Source organism: Mycolicibacterium septicum DSM 44393, from assembly GCF_000455325.1.
Classification (GTDB): Bacteria; Actinomycetota; Actinomycetes; order Mycobacteriales; family Mycobacteriaceae; genus Mycobacterium; species Mycobacterium septicum.
This window is the reverse complement of record NZ_HG322954.1, coordinates 163,291-180,589: the sequence shown is the minus strand read 5'-3', so window position 1 is coordinate 180,589 and position 17,299 is coordinate 163,291. Positions and strand designations below refer to the sequence as shown.

Annotated in this window: 18 protein-coding genes and 1 pseudogene; 13 read left to right on the top strand and 6 right to left on the bottom strand. The window is 64.1% G+C overall.

Annotated features, from left to right (window positions below; translation table 11 throughout):
- Positions 1-6: 6 nt before the first annotated feature.
- The 7 genes from TX88_RS32285 (at position 7) to TX88_RS32265 (ending at position 5,064) form a co-directional block, all read left to right on the top strand.
- Positions 7-327, top strand: coding sequence for a 2Fe-2S iron-sulfur cluster-binding protein (locus TX88_RS32285; protein WP_044524731.1), 321 nt, complete (start codon positions 7-9; stop codon positions 325-327).
- A gap of 21 nt (positions 328-348) precedes the next feature.
- Positions 349-1,737: a cytochrome P450 gene (locus TX88_RS32280; protein WP_044524727.1), complete on the top strand. Its 1,389-nt coding sequence runs from the start codon at positions 349-351 to the stop codon at positions 1,735-1,737.
- A complete protein-coding gene (locus TX88_RS32275) occupies positions 1,734-2,939 on the top strand; it encodes an NAD(P)/FAD-dependent oxidoreductase (RefSeq protein WP_044524724.1) in 1,206 nt (401 codons plus the stop codon). Before TX88_RS32280 ends, TX88_RS32275 begins: the two co-directional genes overlap by 4 nt.
- A gap of 394 nt (positions 2,940-3,333) precedes the next feature.
- Complete coding sequence (locus tag TX88_RS32270) at positions 3,334-3,894, top strand: alpha/beta hydrolase fold domain-containing protein (protein ID WP_244438731.1); 561 nt, start codon at positions 3,334-3,336, stop codon at positions 3,892-3,894.
- Positions 3,828-4,001, top strand: a complete 174-nt coding sequence (locus tag TX88_RS35810; protein WP_409365907.1) for an alpha/beta hydrolase — start codon at positions 3,828-3,830, stop codon at positions 3,999-4,001. The genes TX88_RS32270 and TX88_RS35810 overlap by 67 nt, the downstream gene beginning before the upstream one ends.
- Positions 4,002-4,107: 106 nt before the next feature.
- Positions 4,108-4,206 carry an NAD(P)-binding protein gene (locus TX88_RS35805; RefSeq protein WP_409365906.1) on the top strand — a complete coding sequence of 33 codons (99 nt, stop codon included), beginning with the start codon at positions 4,108-4,110 and terminating at the stop codon, positions 4,204-4,206.
- Positions 4,207-4,275: 69 nt separating this feature from the next.
- Positions 4,276-5,064 carry a flavin-containing monooxygenase gene (locus tag TX88_RS32265; RefSeq protein ID WP_205841497.1) on the top strand — a complete coding sequence of 263 codons (789 nt, stop codon included), beginning with the start codon at positions 4,276-4,278 and terminating at the stop codon, positions 5,062-5,064.
- Positions 5,065-5,185: 121 nt separating this feature from the next.
- Here the strand turns inward: TX88_RS32265 and TX88_RS35855 are convergent, their stop codons facing one another.
- Complete coding sequence (locus TX88_RS35855) at positions 5,186-5,911, bottom strand: response regulator (protein ID WP_457920634.1); 726 nt, start codon at positions 5,909-5,911, stop codon at positions 5,186-5,188.
- Positions 5,912-6,018: 107 nt separating this feature from the next.
- On the opposite strand from TX88_RS35855, the gene TX88_RS32255 reads away from it, so the two are divergent.
- Positions 6,019-7,230 (top strand): sensor histidine kinase, encoded by a 1,212-nt coding sequence (locus TX88_RS32255; protein ID WP_235631589.1) that lies wholly within the window; start codon positions 6,019-6,021, stop codon positions 7,228-7,230.
- Positions 7,231-7,262: 32 nt separating this feature from the next.
- On the opposite strand, the gene TX88_RS32250 is transcribed toward TX88_RS32255, so the two are convergent.
- The 5 genes and pseudogenes from TX88_RS32250 to TX88_RS32230 form a co-directional block, all read right to left on the bottom strand.
- Positions 7,263-8,369, bottom strand: a complete 1,107-nt coding sequence (locus TX88_RS32250) for an NDMA-dependent alcohol dehydrogenase (RefSeq protein ID WP_044524718.1) — start codon at positions 8,367-8,369, stop codon at positions 7,263-7,265.
- 94 nt (positions 8,370-8,463) lie between these two features.
- Positions 8,464-8,874, bottom strand: coding sequence for an SCP2 sterol-binding domain-containing protein (locus tag TX88_RS32245; RefSeq protein WP_044524716.1), 411 nt, complete (start codon positions 8,872-8,874; stop codon positions 8,464-8,466).
- Between the two features lie 44 nt (positions 8,875-8,918).
- Entirely contained in the window at positions 8,919-9,239 is a 321-nt protein-coding gene (locus TX88_RS32240) for a 2Fe-2S iron-sulfur cluster-binding protein (protein ID WP_044524714.1), read from the bottom strand.
- Between the two features lie 43 nt (positions 9,240-9,282).
- A pseudogene (locus TX88_RS32235) lies at positions 9,283-9,909 on the bottom strand (cytochrome P450); the annotation flags it as partial.
- Positions 9,910-10,081: 172 nt separating this feature from the next.
- Positions 10,082-11,491 (bottom strand): aldehyde dehydrogenase family protein, encoded by a 1,410-nt coding sequence (locus tag TX88_RS32230; RefSeq protein ID WP_044524711.1) that lies wholly within the window; start codon positions 11,489-11,491, stop codon positions 10,082-10,084.
- Positions 11,492-11,930: 439 nt separating this feature from the next.
- Here TX88_RS32230 and TX88_RS32225 point away from each other — a divergent pair, with 439 nt between their 5' ends.
- The 5 genes from TX88_RS32225 to TX88_RS32205 all read left to right on the top strand — a co-directional run.
- Positions 11,931-12,698: an MlaE family ABC transporter permease gene (locus TX88_RS32225; protein WP_044524705.1), complete on the top strand. Its 768-nt coding sequence runs from the start codon at positions 11,931-11,933 to the stop codon at positions 12,696-12,698.
- The gene (locus tag TX88_RS32220; RefSeq protein ID WP_044524698.1) at positions 12,695-13,552 is read left to right on the top strand and encodes an ABC transporter permease; all 858 of its coding nucleotides are present in this window, start codon (positions 12,695-12,697) and stop codon (positions 13,550-13,552) included. The genes TX88_RS32225 and TX88_RS32220 overlap by 4 nt, the downstream gene beginning before the upstream one ends.
- Before the next feature lie 4 nt (positions 13,553-13,556).
- Positions 13,557-15,020 carry an MCE family protein gene (locus TX88_RS32215; protein ID WP_044524692.1) on the top strand — a complete coding sequence of 488 codons (1,464 nt, stop codon included), beginning with the start codon at positions 13,557-13,559 and terminating at the stop codon, positions 15,018-15,020.
- Positions 15,021-15,053: 33 nt separating this feature from the next.
- On the top strand, positions 15,054-16,082 hold the full coding sequence (locus TX88_RS32210) for an MCE family protein (RefSeq protein WP_044524687.1): 1,029 nt from the start codon (positions 15,054-15,056) through the stop codon (positions 16,080-16,082).
- The coding region (locus TX88_RS32205) for a virulence factor Mce family protein (protein ID WP_044524680.1) at positions 16,079-17,299 on the top strand (1,221 nt) is incomplete at its 3' end. The genes TX88_RS32210 and TX88_RS32205, both read left to right, overlap by 4 nt.

Below are 17,299 nucleotides of genomic sequence, written 5' to 3'. Positions count from 1 at the left end.
GTAAACATGGCAGTCGTCACCTTCGTCGGTCACGATGGCGAGAAGTACGAGGCGCCTCTCACCGAGGGGCAGTCGTTAATGCAAATCGCGGTAAACAATGCGATACCGGGCATCGACGGCGATTGCGGCGGGGAGGCCGCGTGCGGCACGTGCCACGTGATCGTCGATGCCGATTGGTCGGACACCGTTGGGCTATGCGGTGCCAACGAAGAGGAGATGCTCTCGATGAATCCCGAGCGTCAAGCGACGTCGCGACTGTCGTGCCAGATGGCCGCCTCCGAGGGGTGGGACGGCCTGACGGTCGAGCTTCCCGAGTTCCAGCTCTAAAACCGAGGATCGGAGTCACTGATGAGCATTGCCACCACCATCACCGCCAAGGCCCAGTCGGTCGTTCCGTTGGAGGTGCAGATTCGCGGTGCGCACCTGTACGACAAGGCACGCCGGCGGATCACCGGGACCACACACAAGAAGATGTTCACCGAGGCTCCGATTCCGCCGGTCGAGGACCTCGACGTCGTTGATATCGATCTCAGCAACCCGTTCCTGTACCGCCAGGGTCGCTGGCAGTCCTACTTCGAGCGGGTGCGCAACGAAGCACCGGTGCACTATCAGGCCAAGAGTCCGTTCGGCCCGTTCTGGTCGGTGACCCGCCACGCCGACATCATCGCCGTGGACAAGAACCACGAGGCGTTCTCCGCGGAGCCGTTCATCATCATCGGGACGCCGCCGCGCTTTCTCGACATCGCCATGTTCATCGCGATGGACCCGCCGCGTCACGACGTCCAGCGTGCGTCCGTGCAAGGAGTCGTCGCGCCGAAGAACCTGCGGCAGATGGAGGGACTGATCCGGTCGCGTGTGCAGGAAGTGCTGGACAACCTGCCGACCGACCAGCCGTTCAACTGGGTGGAGCACGTCTCCATCGAGCTGACGGCCCGCATGCTGGCAACGCTGTTGGACTTCCCGTACGAGCGGCGGCACAAGCTGGTGGAGTGGTCGGATCTCGCCACCGCCATGGAGGAGGCCAACGGCGGTCCGTCGGACAATGACAGAGTGTTTCGCGGCATGGTCGACATGGCGAAGGGGCTCAGCGAGCTGTGGCACAACAAGGCGACGCGCTTGGCGAACGGGGAGGAACCGGGCTTCGACCTCATCACCATGCTGCAAGGCAACGACGACACCAAGGACCTCATCGATCGACCGATGGAGTTCCTGGGCAACTTGGTGTTGCTCATCGTCGGCGGCAATGACACGACCCGCAACTCGATGAGCGGAGGCGTACTCGCCCTCAACGAGTACCCCGATCAGTTCGAGAAGCTCAAGGCGAACCCCGACCTGATCCCCGGAATGGTGTCGGAGATCATCCGATGGCAGACCCCGCTGGCCTACATGCGGCGCATCGCGAAGAAGGACGTCATGCTGAACGGGCAGTTCATCCGCAAGGGCGACAAGGTCGTCATGTGGTACGCCTCGGGCAACCGGGACGAACGCGTCTTCGAGCGCCCCGATGAGTTGATCATCGACAGAAGCAACGCGCGCAACCACATCGCCTTCGGGTTCGGAGTACACCGTTGCATGGGGAACCGGCTGGCCGAACTGCAGCTGCGAATCCTGTGGGAGGAGTTGCTTCCTCGCTTCGAGAACATCGAGGTGGTCGGCGAGCCCGAGTACGTGCAGTCGAACTTCGTTAGGGGCATCAGCAAGCTGATGGTCCGCCTCACTCCCAAGCAGACTGCATGACATCTGAGCGGGCGGTGGTCGTCGGGGCCAGCCACGCGGGCGCGCAGCTGGCGGGAAACCTCCGCCGCGACGGCTGGGCAGGTGAGATCCTCCTGATCGGCGATGAGGGTAAGCTGCCCTACCACCGTCCGCCGCTGTCGAAGGCGTACCTGGCCGGCAAGAGCGGCTTCGATGAACTCCTGATCCGTGGTTCCGACTTCTACACCAAGCAGAACATCCAGCTCGTGGACGCGACGGCGGAGTCGATCGACCGGTCGGCTGGGCGGGTGTGCCTGGACACCGGCGAGACGGTGAACTACACGAAACTCGCGCTGTGTGTCGGTGCGCGAGCGAGGCGACTGCCAACCCCTGGCGCGGACCTGCGCGGGATTCACTACCTGCGCACCGCGGCCGACGTCGAATCCATCCGAGAGGCCGCCGTACCCGGCCGACGGGTCGTGATCGTGGGTGGCGGCTACATCGGGTTGGAGACTGCGGCCTCGCTGTGTTCGCTGGGCGTGGAGGTCACCGTGTTAGAGGCCACCGACCGTGTTCTCGAACGGGTCACCGCCCCGGAGGTGTCGGCGTTCTTCACGCGGATCCACCGCGACCAGGGCGTGGACATCAGAACCCAGGCACTCGTCGAGGCGTTCTCCGGCAACGACACCGTGCAGGAGGTCGTGCTGGCGGGCGGGGAGTCACTGGCCGCCGATGCGGTGATCATCGGTGTCGGCGTCATACCCAACACCGAACTCGCCTCCGCCGCAGGACTATCCGTCGACAACGGCATCGTGATCGATGACCAGGCCCGCACCAGTGACCACGACATCGTGGCCGCTGGCGACTGCACCAGCCACGTCATCGCCCGATACGGATCGCGCATCCGCCTGGAATCCGTGCCCAGTGCCGGCGAGCAGGCCAAGATCGCCGCGGCGACCATCTGCGGAAAACACAGCGTCATCGCCGCGCTCCCCTGGTTCTGGTCTGACCAGTATGACCTCAAACTCCAAATCGCCGGTCTCAACACCGGATACGACGAAGTACTGCTCAGCGGCGACCCATCACGCGGCCGGGAATTCAGCTGCTTCTACTTCCGCGACGGCGAACTCATCGCCGCCGACTGCATCAACCGTCCCCGCGACTTTCTATTCACCAAACGAGCCATCACCAAGTCACTTCCGGTCGACCGCGCCGAGCTGCTCGCCGTCTCCACGTCAGTTTGATCGACGTGCGCTAGATGTCAGCAAAGGCACTCCACCACTGTCGAGCGCTTGACGACCTCGAGTCACTTACCCGGAGGCCCTGAGAATGGGGCGGCAGGGGTTGCGGCATCGACCCATCGGCCACCAAGACGTTCACACCACGGTTTCGAGGCCAGCCTGCAAATGGCCAACCGCTTACACCCCCATTAGGCTGCCGCCCACGGACACCCCGCAGACGGTCCGTACCGATGCTGCGGGACACCTCGAACACGGATTCTCGCGTGCTCGGCCAACGCACGATGCTGCCCCGGGCAGCGCGATCCGAGAGGCGACAATTGTGACCATTTCTACTGAGGCCGGATTTCTCGAGGCGCTCTACCGGGACTGGAGCAGCCGAATGGCAGACGACCCTCAAATGTCTATTGCGATGCTGCGCAGCATGTTCGACGAATGGCACCTGCCGACCAAGGAGCCCGAGGCCGTGACGTACCGGTCGGACGTCATCGCCGGCGTCGAGGGTATCTGGGCTCTCCCGCTCGGCGCGGACACGTCGACCGTCATCCTCTACAATCACGGTGGCGGCTTCGCCGTCGGATCAGCGGCCAGCCACCGCAAGCTCGCCGGACACCTGGCCACCGCGCCGGGGACGTCAGCGTTCGTCATCGACTACCGGCGAGCACCCGAGCATCCCTTCCCGGCCCAGATCGGGGACGCCACGGCAGTGTACCGCGCGCTGCTGGACAGCGGCGTCGCGCCCGAGCGCATCGTCACCGCCGGAGACTCCGCCGGGGGCAACCTGGCCATCGCCATGGTGCACGCGCTGCGCGACGACGGCACGCCGCTCCGCGCGTCAACCCGCTGCACCCCGACTATGCCGGATTCCCGCGGCTCTACATCAGCGCCGGATCGGTGGAGACGTTGCGAGACGACGCGACCCGGCTGGCCGATCGCGCGACGGCGGCCGGCGTCGAGGTGACGCTGTCGGTGGTCGACGGCATGCAACACGTCTTTCCTTCCCTCGCCGGCCGCGCCCCGGAGGCCGACACCGAGGTCGTCAAGATCGGCAGTTGGTATCGCCGCTGATCGTCCCGGCGGACCGACTCGGACGGACACACCCGGGCGTGAACCGAACGGAGAGGCATGAGCGATATGACCACTCACCACGACGCGATCGTGATCGGCGCGGGTTTTGGCGGGCTGGTATGCCTTAAAGCAACTGCGGGACCAACACGGCCTGGATGTACGGATCTTCGAAAAGGCCGGCGGCGTGGGCGGCACCTGGTACTGAAATCGCTACCCCGGCGCGCTGTCGGATACCGAGACGTTCGTTTACTGCTACTCGTGTGACGAGGCCTTGTTGCGGGAGTGGGATTTCGACAGCCGTTACGTCTCTCAGCCGCAAATCCTGCGCTACCTCGAGCACGTCGCCGACCGCTGGAACCTGCGGCCCGACATAGACCTCAACACCGCCGTGGAGGCGGCGCACTTTAACGAAGACGACGACCGCTGGCATGTCAGGACGGGGGCGGGTGAGTTGTACACGGCGAAGTACCTGGTCAAAGCCGTGGGGCTGCTGTCGGCCACCAACCTACCCGACTTCACCGGCATCGGCACCTTCAGCGGCCTCTACGTACACACCGGGGACTGGCCGGCTGACCTGGAGCTAGCCGGCAAGCGAGTGGGTGTCATCGGGAACGGGTCCACCGGGGTCCAGGTCATCACCGCGATCGCACCCGAGGTCGACCATCTGACCGTGTTCCAGCGCTCGGCGCAGTACACGGTCCCTGTGGGCAACGGACCGGTCTCGAAGGACTACGTCGCAGATGTCAAGGAAAACTACCAAGCCATTTGGAAGCAGGTGCGTAACTCGGGGGTCGCCTTCGGCTTCGAGGAGAGCACCCGACCGTTCGAGTCGGTGTCGCAGGAAGAGGCGCATGCGATCTTCCAGCGAGCGTGGGAGAACGGCGGCGGCTTCCGGTACATGTTCGAGACCTTCTCGGACATCGCCACCAACGACATGGCCAACAAGGCGGCACAGGACTTCATCAAGGGCAAGATCGCCGAAATCGTCACCGACCCTGAGATGGCACGCAAGCTCATGCCGAAGGATCTCTACGCCAAGCGACCGCTGTGCGACAGCGGGTAACCCGGTGGCGAAGACCAACACGTCGAGTTCGTGCTCCACCCCGTGGGTGATGGACCGCCGGACCGTCGATGTTGCGTTCAACTCCGCTGCGGCATCGCCACGCTCAACGAATCGATCCACCCTAGAAAAGCGGAAGGCCAGCGAGTTGCTTCCTGAATGGCGAACCTACGAGCCTAGAATCTTCGGTCTGCGTCGGCCACGTCGTCGAGCAGTCGCATTTTACCCGCGAGCGCGGCGGCGGCAATGCGATTGGTGACGCCGAGTCTGCGGAGGAGCGCCGCGACCATCCGCTTCGCCGTTCGCTCGGACACGGCCATGCGCTGCGCGATGTCGCCGGTCTCCATGCCCGACGCCACGAACAGCCACACCGTAGCTCAGGGGCGCTGAACTGTTCGCGCAGTGCGGCGTTCGGCTCGCGCGACCGTGCCAGCAGTGCATCGAGAAGCGTCGCGTCGACGACCCGCATGCCTTCGGCGATGGTGCACAACGGACCCAAAAGGGCCTCGGGCCGCGCGGTCTTGGGGAGGAAGCCATCGGCTCCGGAGCGCAGCGCCTCTTCCGCGAGGTCGAGGTTGCCGGTGCCCGACAACGCCAGTACACGCGTGTCGGGATGGCGTGCCTTGATTTGACGAATGGCGGCGATTCCGCCAAGCGGTGGCATCGACAGGTCTACGATTGCGATGTCGGCAGCGCAACGGGCTATGACGTCGACAACGTCTTCGACGTCGGTCGTCGTGTCGGCCACGTAAAACTGCTCGCCCCATTGGCTGTTGAGCAGCAACGCCAGTCCCTCGGAGAAGAGCTCGTGGTCGTCAACGATGACAACAACGTACGGCCTGCTCCTCACTGCCCCGACACTACTCCGTCGCTGGTCACAAGCCGGTGAATCCCGCCGATCACACCCTCTGGACGGTTCAGGGGGACGGAGGGCGGCTAGCCCGGTCGGTGATCTGGGTGCGAATCGCGGTGGTGTGCTCAATCGGCGTGCTGCTCACCTCACAACCACCGGGAGTGCGCACGTCGCTCGTCGTGCTGTTGGTGGCCGCGACCGCCTATGCGGGAATCGTTTTCGCCTATCCCGCGCTGGAGGTGCGCCGAACCTCATACCGTTGGGCTATCACCGGTCTCGACTCCCTGTTCACACTCACGTTCGTCGCCCTTACGGGGGGAGCGCAGAGCCCCGTGGTGTCCGTGCTGGTCCTGGTCGTCATCGCCTCCGCGGCACGACTCACCTTCAGTGAGGCCATCGTCTCGGGCGTGCTACTCGGGACGGGGTTCGTCGCCGTCTCGATTCTGCCCTCCGAACCCGCTGCCTCCGCTTTATCGCCGACGTTCCGAAGTGTTTGGTGGGCGGTATACCTGGTTTTCGCCGCGTTCATCACGGCCGGTTTGTCGTCGCTGGCCGAGCGTGAACGCCGGTCAAGCCTGCGAGCAATGGTCGAGGCTGAAGCGGAACACGCTGTCGCAGAGGAAGAACGGGATCTCCGGCGACGACTCCTCGCGTCGTACCAAGCTCAACAGGACGGATTGCAGGTCCTCGTTCACGAATTTCGCACTCCGATAACGTCATTGGAGGCTTTGACAGCCGCGCTGACGTCGAAGGACCATATGACCGAGTCTGATCGTGCCGCTAGCGTCCAATTGACCAACCGCCACGCTCAGCACCTCCACGACATGATCGACGCGCTGTCGGATGTCGCGTTGAGCCGACATCCCACATTCGCCACTGGTCGGGTCCGGCCGGTCGACGTCGCAGACGTCATCACGGTTGCCGCAAGCACCGTCGGTCTGGCTTCGCCACGCCTGCAACTGTCGATGCGCGACGCGATCGGGACGGTCAGATTGGATGCTCAGGGTCTGCGACGGGTTCTCACCAATCTGCTTGAGAACGCGGCCCGCCACAGCCGCGATGCGGCCGTCGAAGTGACGTGCGATCAGGACGGCTCCGACATCCTGATCACCATCGCCGACCGCGGGCCGGGCATACCCCCCCAAAGCCAAGGTGAGTTGACCGCGAAGTACATCAGCGTCGGCGAACAGCGGGGCACGGCCGGCCTCGGCCTGTGGATCGTCCAACAGATACTCGAGGCGATCGGCGGCAGACTAGATTTCGTCGCGCGCGATGGCGGCGGGCTGATAGTCACCGTACGCGTACCAGCGACGTAGCATAGGGCTACGCCGCCGGCGGCGTACCGTCGTTAGAACCTGATGAGACCACGGATGTTGCGGCCAGATCTCATGTCTTCGTAGCCCTGATTGATCTGGTCTAGCGAGTAGTCGCGCGTGATCAGCTCGTCCAACTTGAGCGATCCGGAGTTGTACAGTTCGACCAGGCGGGGAATGTCGTGCGCCGCGTTCGACGAACCGTACAGTGCTCCCCGAATCTGCTTCTCGTACAGTGTCAACTCGAGCAGCGATCCCGACATCGACGTTTCCTCGGGATGCCCGATGGCGGTGACGACGACGCGGCCGCGCTTGCCCACGAGGGCCAGAGCCTCGCTGATGTAGGCCGCTTCGGCGACGTCCGTGGTGAGCACGCACACGTCGGCGAGCTTGCCTCTGGTCAGATCGCTGACGAGATCCCATCCGTCGTTCATCGACGTCGCGGTGTGCGTCGCTCCGAACGTCGTCGCTTGCTGCCGTTTGAATTCGACCGGATCGACAGCCACGATCGTGAGGGCACCGGCGATCCGGGCGCCTTGGATGGCGTTCATGCCGATGCCCCCGGCGCCGACCACCACGACCGTGTCGCCCGCGTGCACCTCGCCTGTTCGCACCGCCGAACCGTATCCAGTTGTCACGCCGCATCCGATCAACGCCGCCTTGTCCAAGGGGGTGCCCTGATCGATCTTTACGACCGACGATCTCGGAACCACTGTGTACTCGGAGAACGTGCCGAGCAGGCACATCTGGCCGACGTCCTCGCCGCGTGCGTGGAATCTGTAGGTGCCGTCGATCTGCGGGCCCATCATGACCGCCGCACCCACCTCGCAGAGGTTCCCCATCCCGCGCGCACAGTAGGAGCACGTGCCGCAAGCGGGAAGGAAGGTGAGGATGACCGAGTCGCCTTCGTCGATGTCGTTGACACCCGCGCCGACTTCGACCACCGTGCCCGCGCCCTCGTGACCGCCGACGACCGGTAGCGGGAACGGGAGGTCGCCCGTGACGAGGTGCTCGTCGGAATGGCACAGCCCGGTTGCCGCCAGTTGGACGAGCACCTCACCTGCCTCTGGCGGATCGAGGTCGACCTCCTCAACTTCCCACTTCTCACCCAATCCCCACAGCACCGCGGCACGTGTCTTCATCTGTCGAACTCCTTTACGTCGATTGGTTCGGTGAATCTCATGGGACTCAACACATCACGTGAGCCGGTCCCGAATGCTCGCAGTTGAGCGAGCCCTAGGCGTCGATGAGATCCTGCCTGTTGGCAGCGTCCAGCATCGACCGGTACTCGGGAAACAGATTCTTGGCTTGCGGGATCAATTTGATCAATTTCGGCACTGGGCCCTTCGCGCGGACCGTGCCTCTCGCCATCGCCATCGTCAGATTGACCTTCCCGAGCCAGAAACGATTTCCCGTATCGGCTGTCATGAACAGTTCCACGTTGGGAGTAGCGGAACTGTCGGGACCGGTCTCCACCACCTTGTTGGGCATGTCCACGGTGATCTTCGCATTGGGATCGGTGTAGTGAATCCGCAATATCACACCCGATTTCGCGAGCTTATCGGCCAGGGCATTCTGCTCCATGGCCCGCTGAAAGATGCCACCCAGGTAGGTGTACACCTCGTTCTCGTCCGTAAAGACGGCCATCCATCACCCTTTCTTTCGTGCTGTTCAGCCTGCAGCGGGTCCGCTCAGTGCTGTGCGATCGGCGTCGTCACCGTTATTCCGTCGAGGTCGTCGTCGACCGGGATCTGACAGCCGAGACGGGAGCACGAATCGAGTCCCTCGCAGAACTCCAGCATCGACCGCTCCTGCTCGGATGCCGTCGGAAGTCGGTCAACCCAATCACTTGCGACGTGAATGTGGCAAGTGGCGCAAGCGCATTCACCGCCACAGTCGCCGTCGATGCCCGGCACGTTGTTGTCGACTGCGGCGTCCATCAGCGTGACGCCACTGTCCACGGTGACACGACGCTCCGTGCCGTCATGCGAGACGTAGGTGATTATCGGCATCCGCGTTCTCCAATCATCGTGCCAACGCTCCGGGTTGCGGCCGTCACCCGTTGATCCGAACGGGCAGTGACTCGTAGCCCCTGACGAAGGGCGAGAGCACTCGCACCGGCTCGCCCCGTACCTCGATCTGCATCGGATTCGGCCAGCGTTTCAGCAACTCCTCCCAGAGGATCCGGAGTTGCAATTCGGCGAGCCTGTTGCCCACGCAGCGGTGGATACCGAACCCGAACGAGAGGTGCTGCCGCGGCCGCGTGCGGTCGATGATGAAGTCGTCCGCGTCCTCGATTGCCTCAGGGTCACGATTTCCGGAGAGGTACCACATGACCACCTTGTCGCCCTGCTTGATCGACTTGCCGCCGAACTCGATGTCCTGCAATGCCGTGCGGCGCATGTGTATCAGCGGAGTCTGCCAGCGAATGATCTCGGGAATCATCGTCGGGATCAGCGCAGGGTTGGCGCTGAGTTTCTCGTACTCACCGGCATTCTGGTTCAACGCGAGCAGGCCCCCAGTCATGGAATTGCGCGTCGTATCGTTGCCCCCGACGATGAGAAGCAGGATATTGCCCAGGTACTCCTCGGCAGACATGTTCCGAGTGGCCTCGGAATGCGCGAGCATCGAGATCAGGTCGTTGCCCGGCTGCGCATTGACACGCTGATTCCACAGTGTGCTCCTCTCGGCCTGTGTGTGATCGGTGCCACACTCATCGTGACCGCTGCGCTCCGTCTCGGGCAGGCACCGCGGGGGCCAAAGCTGGCCTTCCGGTGCCATGTTCGAGCAAGGTTCGGCTCATCTGCGATGTCACCGACTCGTCCTCGAATGCGAATCATGGTTCACTGGCGCGTCAGAAGAGCCTGCGCGCCAATCTCCACGCCTTCGCGGAGTACGGAGGGTAGACCAGTTGGGACAGGTCCGGCCGGGTCGGTTTGGTCAGGACCGACTTGTGGTGGCTGAACTCCTCGAAGCCGAATCTGCCGTGATAGGCCCCGATCCCGGATGGCCCGACTCCGCCGAACGGCAGTCGGGTGGTGGCGAAGTGGAAGATCAAGTGGTTCACCACCATGCCGCCGGCGGATACGTCCCGGATCACCCGCTCGCGGACGGCCCTCGATCGCGTGAACAGGTAGGCTGCAAGCGGTTTGGGCCGCGCGTTGACGAAGCGGATCGCCTCGTCGAGATTCTCAACGGAGACGATCGGCAGAACGGGACCGAAGATCTCCTCGGTCATGAGAGGTTCGTCCAGCGCCGGATCGACCACCACGGTCGCTTCGATCTCCAACGCGTCAGTATCGCAGCCCCCGCCGATCACGACGTCACCGGTCGTGGCGGCAAGCGCGCCCGCCAACCGGTCGAAGTGGCGCCGATTCACGATGCGCTTGCCGCCGACGGTTTCGGCCTCGAACTCCTCAACGGATCGTTTGATTCGGTTCACCAGCTCGTCTTTGACGCTCGCCTGGGCGAGCACGTAGTCCGGTGCGATGCAGACCTGTCCGGAGTTGATCAGCTTGGTCCACGCGATCCGTTTCGCCGCCACCTCGATGTCGGCGTCTGCCGCTACGATCACTGGGCTCTTGCCGCCGAGTTCGAGCGTCACGGGAGTGAGTTGGGCGGCCGCGCTTTCGTAGACCCGGCGTCCGATCTCCGTACCACCGGTAAAGCAGATCTTGTCGAAGCCCTGTTCGATGAGCTCCTGGCTGACTCCGCCGTCGCCTTCCACGACCACGACCGCGCGCGGATCCAGGTAACGCGGAACGAGGTCGGCCATCAGGGCTGACGACGCCGGCGCCAGTTCGGATGGCTTGAGCACGACCGCGTTGCCAGCGGCGATGGCGCCGACCGCCGGGCCGAGAGTCAGCGCGAAGGGGAAATTCCACGCGCCGATGATCAGGACGGTGCCGTACGGCTCGTACTCGATCCAGCCGAGGCCGGGTAGTTGCGAGAGCTCGAGACGTCGGTACCTGCGGCGGGCCCACTTCGTGACATTCTTGGCGGCGTCACTCGCCTCGGCGGCGACGCTCGCGACGTCGGCGAGCCAGGCTTCGAACGGCGGACGGCCCAGATCCTCGTCGAGCGCGGCCGCCATGGACTGTTCGTTGTCGATCACGAGCTTGTGAAGTGCGAGTAGCTGCTGCTTGCGCCACCCCAAGTCGCGGGTGAGACCGTCCGCGAACGCTTTGCGCGCTCCCGATGTAGCCCGCGAAACCCTCCCAGCCGTAATTGAATTGGCGTTTGGGGCGACTTCACTTGCCGTCATCGGGTCACAACCTTTCGATTCGCCAGTACGTCGAATAGTAACGGCCTCGCGGTTGACAAGCCGTAGTTTGTGAGACTTCTGTGGCATTAGAGGCTCTCGCGGTGTCGTGGAGGCCCCGGTCGGCGGTTCCACGAACTCAGTGCGAGCAAGTAGCGGAAAGTGCGCAACGCCGAAACGTCCAGTGCTACAAGCCCCCCGATTCTTGAAATTGTCACGACTGTCAATCGAGGCGGCCGGTACCGGATTCCGGATTGCAACTTGCTCGGGCTGGTTTTTTAGTTTAACTTCAGTTCGCCTAGTGCGCCACGTCACGGCTTCCCGTCGGCGTGACTCACACCACTTCGCGAAGGAGCGACCTTTGGAATCGGTCTCAGGGCGACGCCGAGCGCGCTACGACCCGGTACATCCGGTCTCTCGCGCTAATACCCGTACGGTCGTGATGGACGCTCTCGGCGTCGCCACCAAACCCCTGCGTGGCCTCGGTGGTTTCTTCGCGATGGCGCTCGACACGTTCGCCTGTATGTTCCGCCGACCGTTCGCGTGGCGCGAGTACCTCTTGCAGACGTGGTTCGTGGCGCGGGTCTCGCTCGTGCCCACCCTCATGCTCTCCGTCCCGTTCACGGTGCTAACGGTGTTCACGTTCAACGTGCTCCTCGTGGAGTTCGGCGCGGCCGACTTCTCGGGAACGGGCGCGTCGCTCGGTACCGTCAACCAGACCGGCCCGATCGTCACGGTTCTGGTCGTGGCCGGCGCCGGAGCAACCGCGATGTGCGCTGACCTCGGCGCTCGAACGATCCGCGAGGAGCTCGACGCTCTCCGCGTGATGGGCATCAATCCGATACAGACGCTCGTCGTGCCGCGGGTCCTGGCGGCCACGACCGTGGCCCTACTCCTGTCGTCGCTCGTCATCCTCGTCGGACTCGCGGGTGGCTTCTTCTTCTCCGTCTACTTCCAGCATGTCACCCCCGGCGCGTTCGTCGCGGGCATGACCCTGATCACCGGCGTCACCGACGTCGTGGTCTCCCTCGTGAAGGCGACGTTGTTCGGGCTGACCGCCGGACTCATAGCGTGCTACATGGGCACCTCGGTGGGCGGCGGTCCCGCTGGCGTCGGCAACGCGGTTAACGAGACCGTGGTCTTCTCGTTCCTCGCGCTATTCGTCATTAACGTCATCACCACCGCCGTCGGATTCCAGGTCAGCCCATGAGCGCGGGAACGACTGTCCGACAGCGACTTCCCCGCTTCTCCGCTCGCCTGAGAGGTGCGGTCGATAGTGCGGAACGACTCGGCGGCCAGGCGGAGTTCTACGGCACGACAATCGCCTCGATAGGCTTCGCAGTCACGCGCTACACCGCCGAGACCATCCGCCTGATCGCCGCGATGAGCCTCGGCACCGGCGCGCTGATCATGGTGGGGGGGACGACCGCCATCGTTGGATTCCTCACGCTGTCCACAGGCGCCCTCGTCGCCGTCCAGGGGTACAACCAGTTCTCGAACGTCGGTGTCGAGGCACTCATCGGGTTCGCGTCCGCCTTCTTCAACGTCAGACTCATCGCCCCACTGACGGCAGGTGTCGCCATGGCCGCAACGATCGGCGCTGGCGCCACGGCTCAGATGGGGGCCATGCGCATCAACGAGGAGATCGACGCACTCGAAGTCATGGGCATTCGATCAGTGGCGTATCTGGCCTCGACCAGGGTCGCCGCCGGCGTGGTGGTGGTGATCCCGGTCTACTGCGTCGCGGTGATGTCGTCCTTCTTCGCTGCCCGGTTCGGCACCACGTTCTTCTACGGGCAGTCGACGGGCGTGTACGACCACTACTTCTACACGTTCCTGTCGACCACCGATGTCCTGTCGTCGTTCCTCCTGGCGCTGGTGATGGCGGTGGTCATCATGCTCGTCCACACGTATTACGGCTACAACGCGTCAGGCGGACCCGCTGGAGTGGGCGAGGCTGTCGGTCGCGCGGTCCGAACGTCGATGATCTCGGCGGCGGTGGTGGTGCTACTCGTGTCGCTGGCGATCTACGGCCAGTCCGGCAACTTCAACCTGGCGGGATGACGCGATGTCCAGCAACGTTCGATCGTTCCGCTCCCGGAGGCTGTGGTGGGCTCTGGCCCTTGTCGTTGCCGCAGTGGTGTTCGTTTACGCCACCCTCGGGGCGTTCACCAAAACGTTCACGTCGTACGCCAGAGTGACGCTCACATCGGACCGCTCCGGTTTAGTCATGGAGCCGGGCGCCAGGGTGAAATTGCGTGGAGTCCAAGTCGGGGAGGTGGCCGCCGTCAGCAACGGCAAGGGTTCGGTCAGTTTGACCCTGAACATGTATCCCAACCAGTTGAAGTACATCCCGGCGAACGTACAGGCGCGCATTCGCGCGACCACCGTCTTCGGCGCCAAGTACGTCGACCTCGTTTATCCCGCAGACGCAAGTTCGCAACGGCTGGCCGCCGGTGCAGTGCTGAAGTCGGACAACGTGGCCATAGAGGTGAACACGGTGTTCGAGAACCTGGTCGGACTGCTCGACCAGGTCGACCCGGCTAAGCTCAACGGAATCCTCTCGGCGCTGTCCGAAGGCGTGCGCGGTCGCGGGGAGCGTATCGGTGAGGCCACGACCGCGCTCAACGAGGTTCTGCAGCAACTGAATCCGCGCGCGGAGACCATCCGCAACGACTTCCGATCGTTGAGGGGCTTTGCCGACACCTATAGCGAAGCCGCCCAGAACATCCTGAAGACGCTCGACGCGGCGAGCACCACCAGCACGACGCTGTCGAACCAAGCCCAGCAGTTGGACGCGTTACTTCTCAGCGTGGCGGGATTCTCGAACAGTGGCGTGCAACTTCTCGGTCCGAACAAGGACAACCTCATCCAGGCGGTCAACGACTTGGCACCGACAACGGCCCTGCTTGCGAAATACAGCCCCACCTACACGTGTCTGCTCGTCGGTGCGAAGACTCTACTCGACGGGTACGACTACACAGGGATCACCGGTGGCCGCAACGGCAAGTCGCTCATCGTGGATGCCGCGTTGCTCTTCGGTGACGATCAGTATCGCTACCCCGACAACCTGCCGATCACCGGTGCCAAAGGCGGCCCCGGAGGCAAGCCGAGTTGCGGGTCGCTTCCCGATGCGGCAACCAACTTCCCTGTGCGCGGCCTCGTCACCGACACGGGTTGGGGAACGGGACTGGACTACCGGCCGAATCCCGGCATCGGCCGACCGTTCTACATGGATCTGCTGCCGACCACGCGCGGTTACCCGCAGCCGCCGGTTCTGCGCGGTCAGGACCGCGGGGCGGCACCCGGCCCGATCCCGTACCCGGGTGCACCGCCGTACGGGGCCCCGATGTACGCGCCCGACGGGTCGCCACTTTACCCGGGCCTCCCGCCGGCGCCTGCGCCGATGTCACCCCCCGAGCCGGGTCCGCCACCACCGGGCAGGGAACCCTTCGTGGTCCCCGACCCTGCCGACATGCAGCCGTTCCCGCCGACGACCCTACCGCCGGTACCGGCCGCGCCGTCACCTTGATGGGCGTCCCTGCCCCGAGCCTCCGGAGGAACCGTGAAAGATGACCTGTCAGCCGCCGTGGTGCGACTGATCGTGTTCGTGGTGGTGTGCTTACTCGGGACATTCGCGCTGCTGGTGATCTACGCGCAGCTCCGCTTCGATCGGGGGTCGACGTACCGCGCCGCGTTCACCGACGTCAGCGGTCTGGAAGTCGGCGACTTCGTGCGGGTCGCCGGAGTCGAAGTCGGCACGGTCACGAACGTCGTCATCACGGAGGAGAACACCGCGTCGGTGGAGTTCAGCGCCGACGACGCGGTCGTTCTCACGGACGGGAGCCGTGCGGCGATCCGCTACGACAATCTGATCGGCGACCGGTATCTCGAGTTGCTCGAAGGCGCCGGAGGAACCCGCAAACTGCAACCGGGCGGCACCATCGCGTTGGATCACACCGCCCCGGCATTGGATCTCGACGCGCTGATCGGCGGCTTCCGGCCCTTGTTCCGCGCACTCGACCCCGATCAGGTGAATAAGCTGTCCGGTCAGCTCATTCAGGCGTTCCAGGGGCAGGGCGACACCATCGGGTCGTTCCTGACCCAAACCGCAGCTCTAACCAGCACCCTCGCCGACCGCGACCAGCTCATCGGCGACGTGGTGGTCAATCTCAACACCGTGCTCGGGTCGCTGTCCGGGCAGGGCGACCAGTTCGCCAAGGCGGTCGAATCACTCTCGACGCTCGTCGCCGGTTTGGAGGGACGGAAAACGGACCTGGCCAACGGCCTTTCGTACGCCAACACCGCCGCCGCATCGATCAGCGACCTTCTCGTAGCAGCACGTGAGCCGTTCAAGAACACCGTGGCTCAGACCGACCGGGTGGCAACGACGATCCTCAACGACAAAGACTACTTCGATGACTTCCTCAACACCCTGCCCGACTCGTACCGCATCCTCGGACGCCAAGCGCTCACCGGCGACTACTTCAGTTTCTACATCTGCGATCTCGTCCTGAAGGTGAACGGCAAGGGCGGGCAACCCGTGTACATCAAGGTCGCGGGTCAGGACACAGGCAGGTGCACACCACAGTGAAGCCCTTCTCCGAACGCAATCCGGTGACGCTCGGTCTCATCGGCGCGCTGGTGCTGACGGCCATCATCGTCGCGGCGCTGCAGTTCAAAAACCTACCGTTCGTGTCCAGTGGCAACGTCTACTCGGCGTACTTCGCCGATGCCGGCGGTCTCAAGACAGGTGCTGAGGTTCAGGTGGCGGGCTTCCAGGTCGGCGAGGTGCGCAGCATCACGTTGGAGGACTCCCACGCCCTCGTCACGTTCGACGTCTCGGACGACGTGCACGTCGGCGATCGCTCCGAGGCGGCGATCAAGACCAAGGCGCTGCTCGGCAGTAAGACACTGGAGGTGACTCCGCGCGGCGACGAAGAACAGCGGGACACGATACCGGTCGAACGCACCACGTCGCCCTATCAGTTACCCGATGCACTGGGCGACCTGTCGGCGACGATCAGTGGACTGAACACCGACCAGCTGTCCAACTCGCTGACCACGCTCGCCCAGACGTTCGCGAACACCCCGCCACAGCTCCAGGCCGCGGTGCAAGGCGTCGCACGATTCTCCCAGACGCTCGCCGAACGCGACGCCGACCTGCGCTCACTGCTGACGAACGCCAACAAGGCGACCGGCATCCTCGCCGAGCGCAGCGACCAGATCGTCAGCCTCGTCAAGAACACGAACGCGCTGCTGGCCGAGTTGCGAAATCAAAGTGCAGCGCTCGACGAGCTTTCGGCCAATTTCACGGCTCTGTCCCAACAGCTTAGAGGACTGATCGCAGACAACCGGAGCACGCTCAAGCCGGCGCTGGACAGGCTCAACGGCGTACTGGCGATCATCGACAACCGCAAGGCACGGCTTCAAGAGGCGTTCGTCGGACTCAGCGACTACGCGACCGCACTCGGTGAAGCGGTGTCCGCCGGGCCGTTCTTCAAGGCCTATCTGAGCAACCTGCTGCCGGGCCAGTTCGTTCAGCCGTTCGTCGATGCCGCGTTCTCTGACCTCGGGTTGGATCCCAGTGTGCTGCTGCCGTCGCAACGAGTCGACCCGGAGGTAGGACAGCCCGCGACGCCGCCCCTACCCGTCCCGTATCCACGTACGGGACAGGGCGGTGAACCCAACCTGACTTTGCCCGACGCGATCACGGGAAATCCCGGCGATCCGGGCTGTGGCCCACCGGGCGTGCCGCTGCCGGGCCCGACGGGTTGCTATCCCTACCGGGAGCCGTTGCCGGCGCCGCCG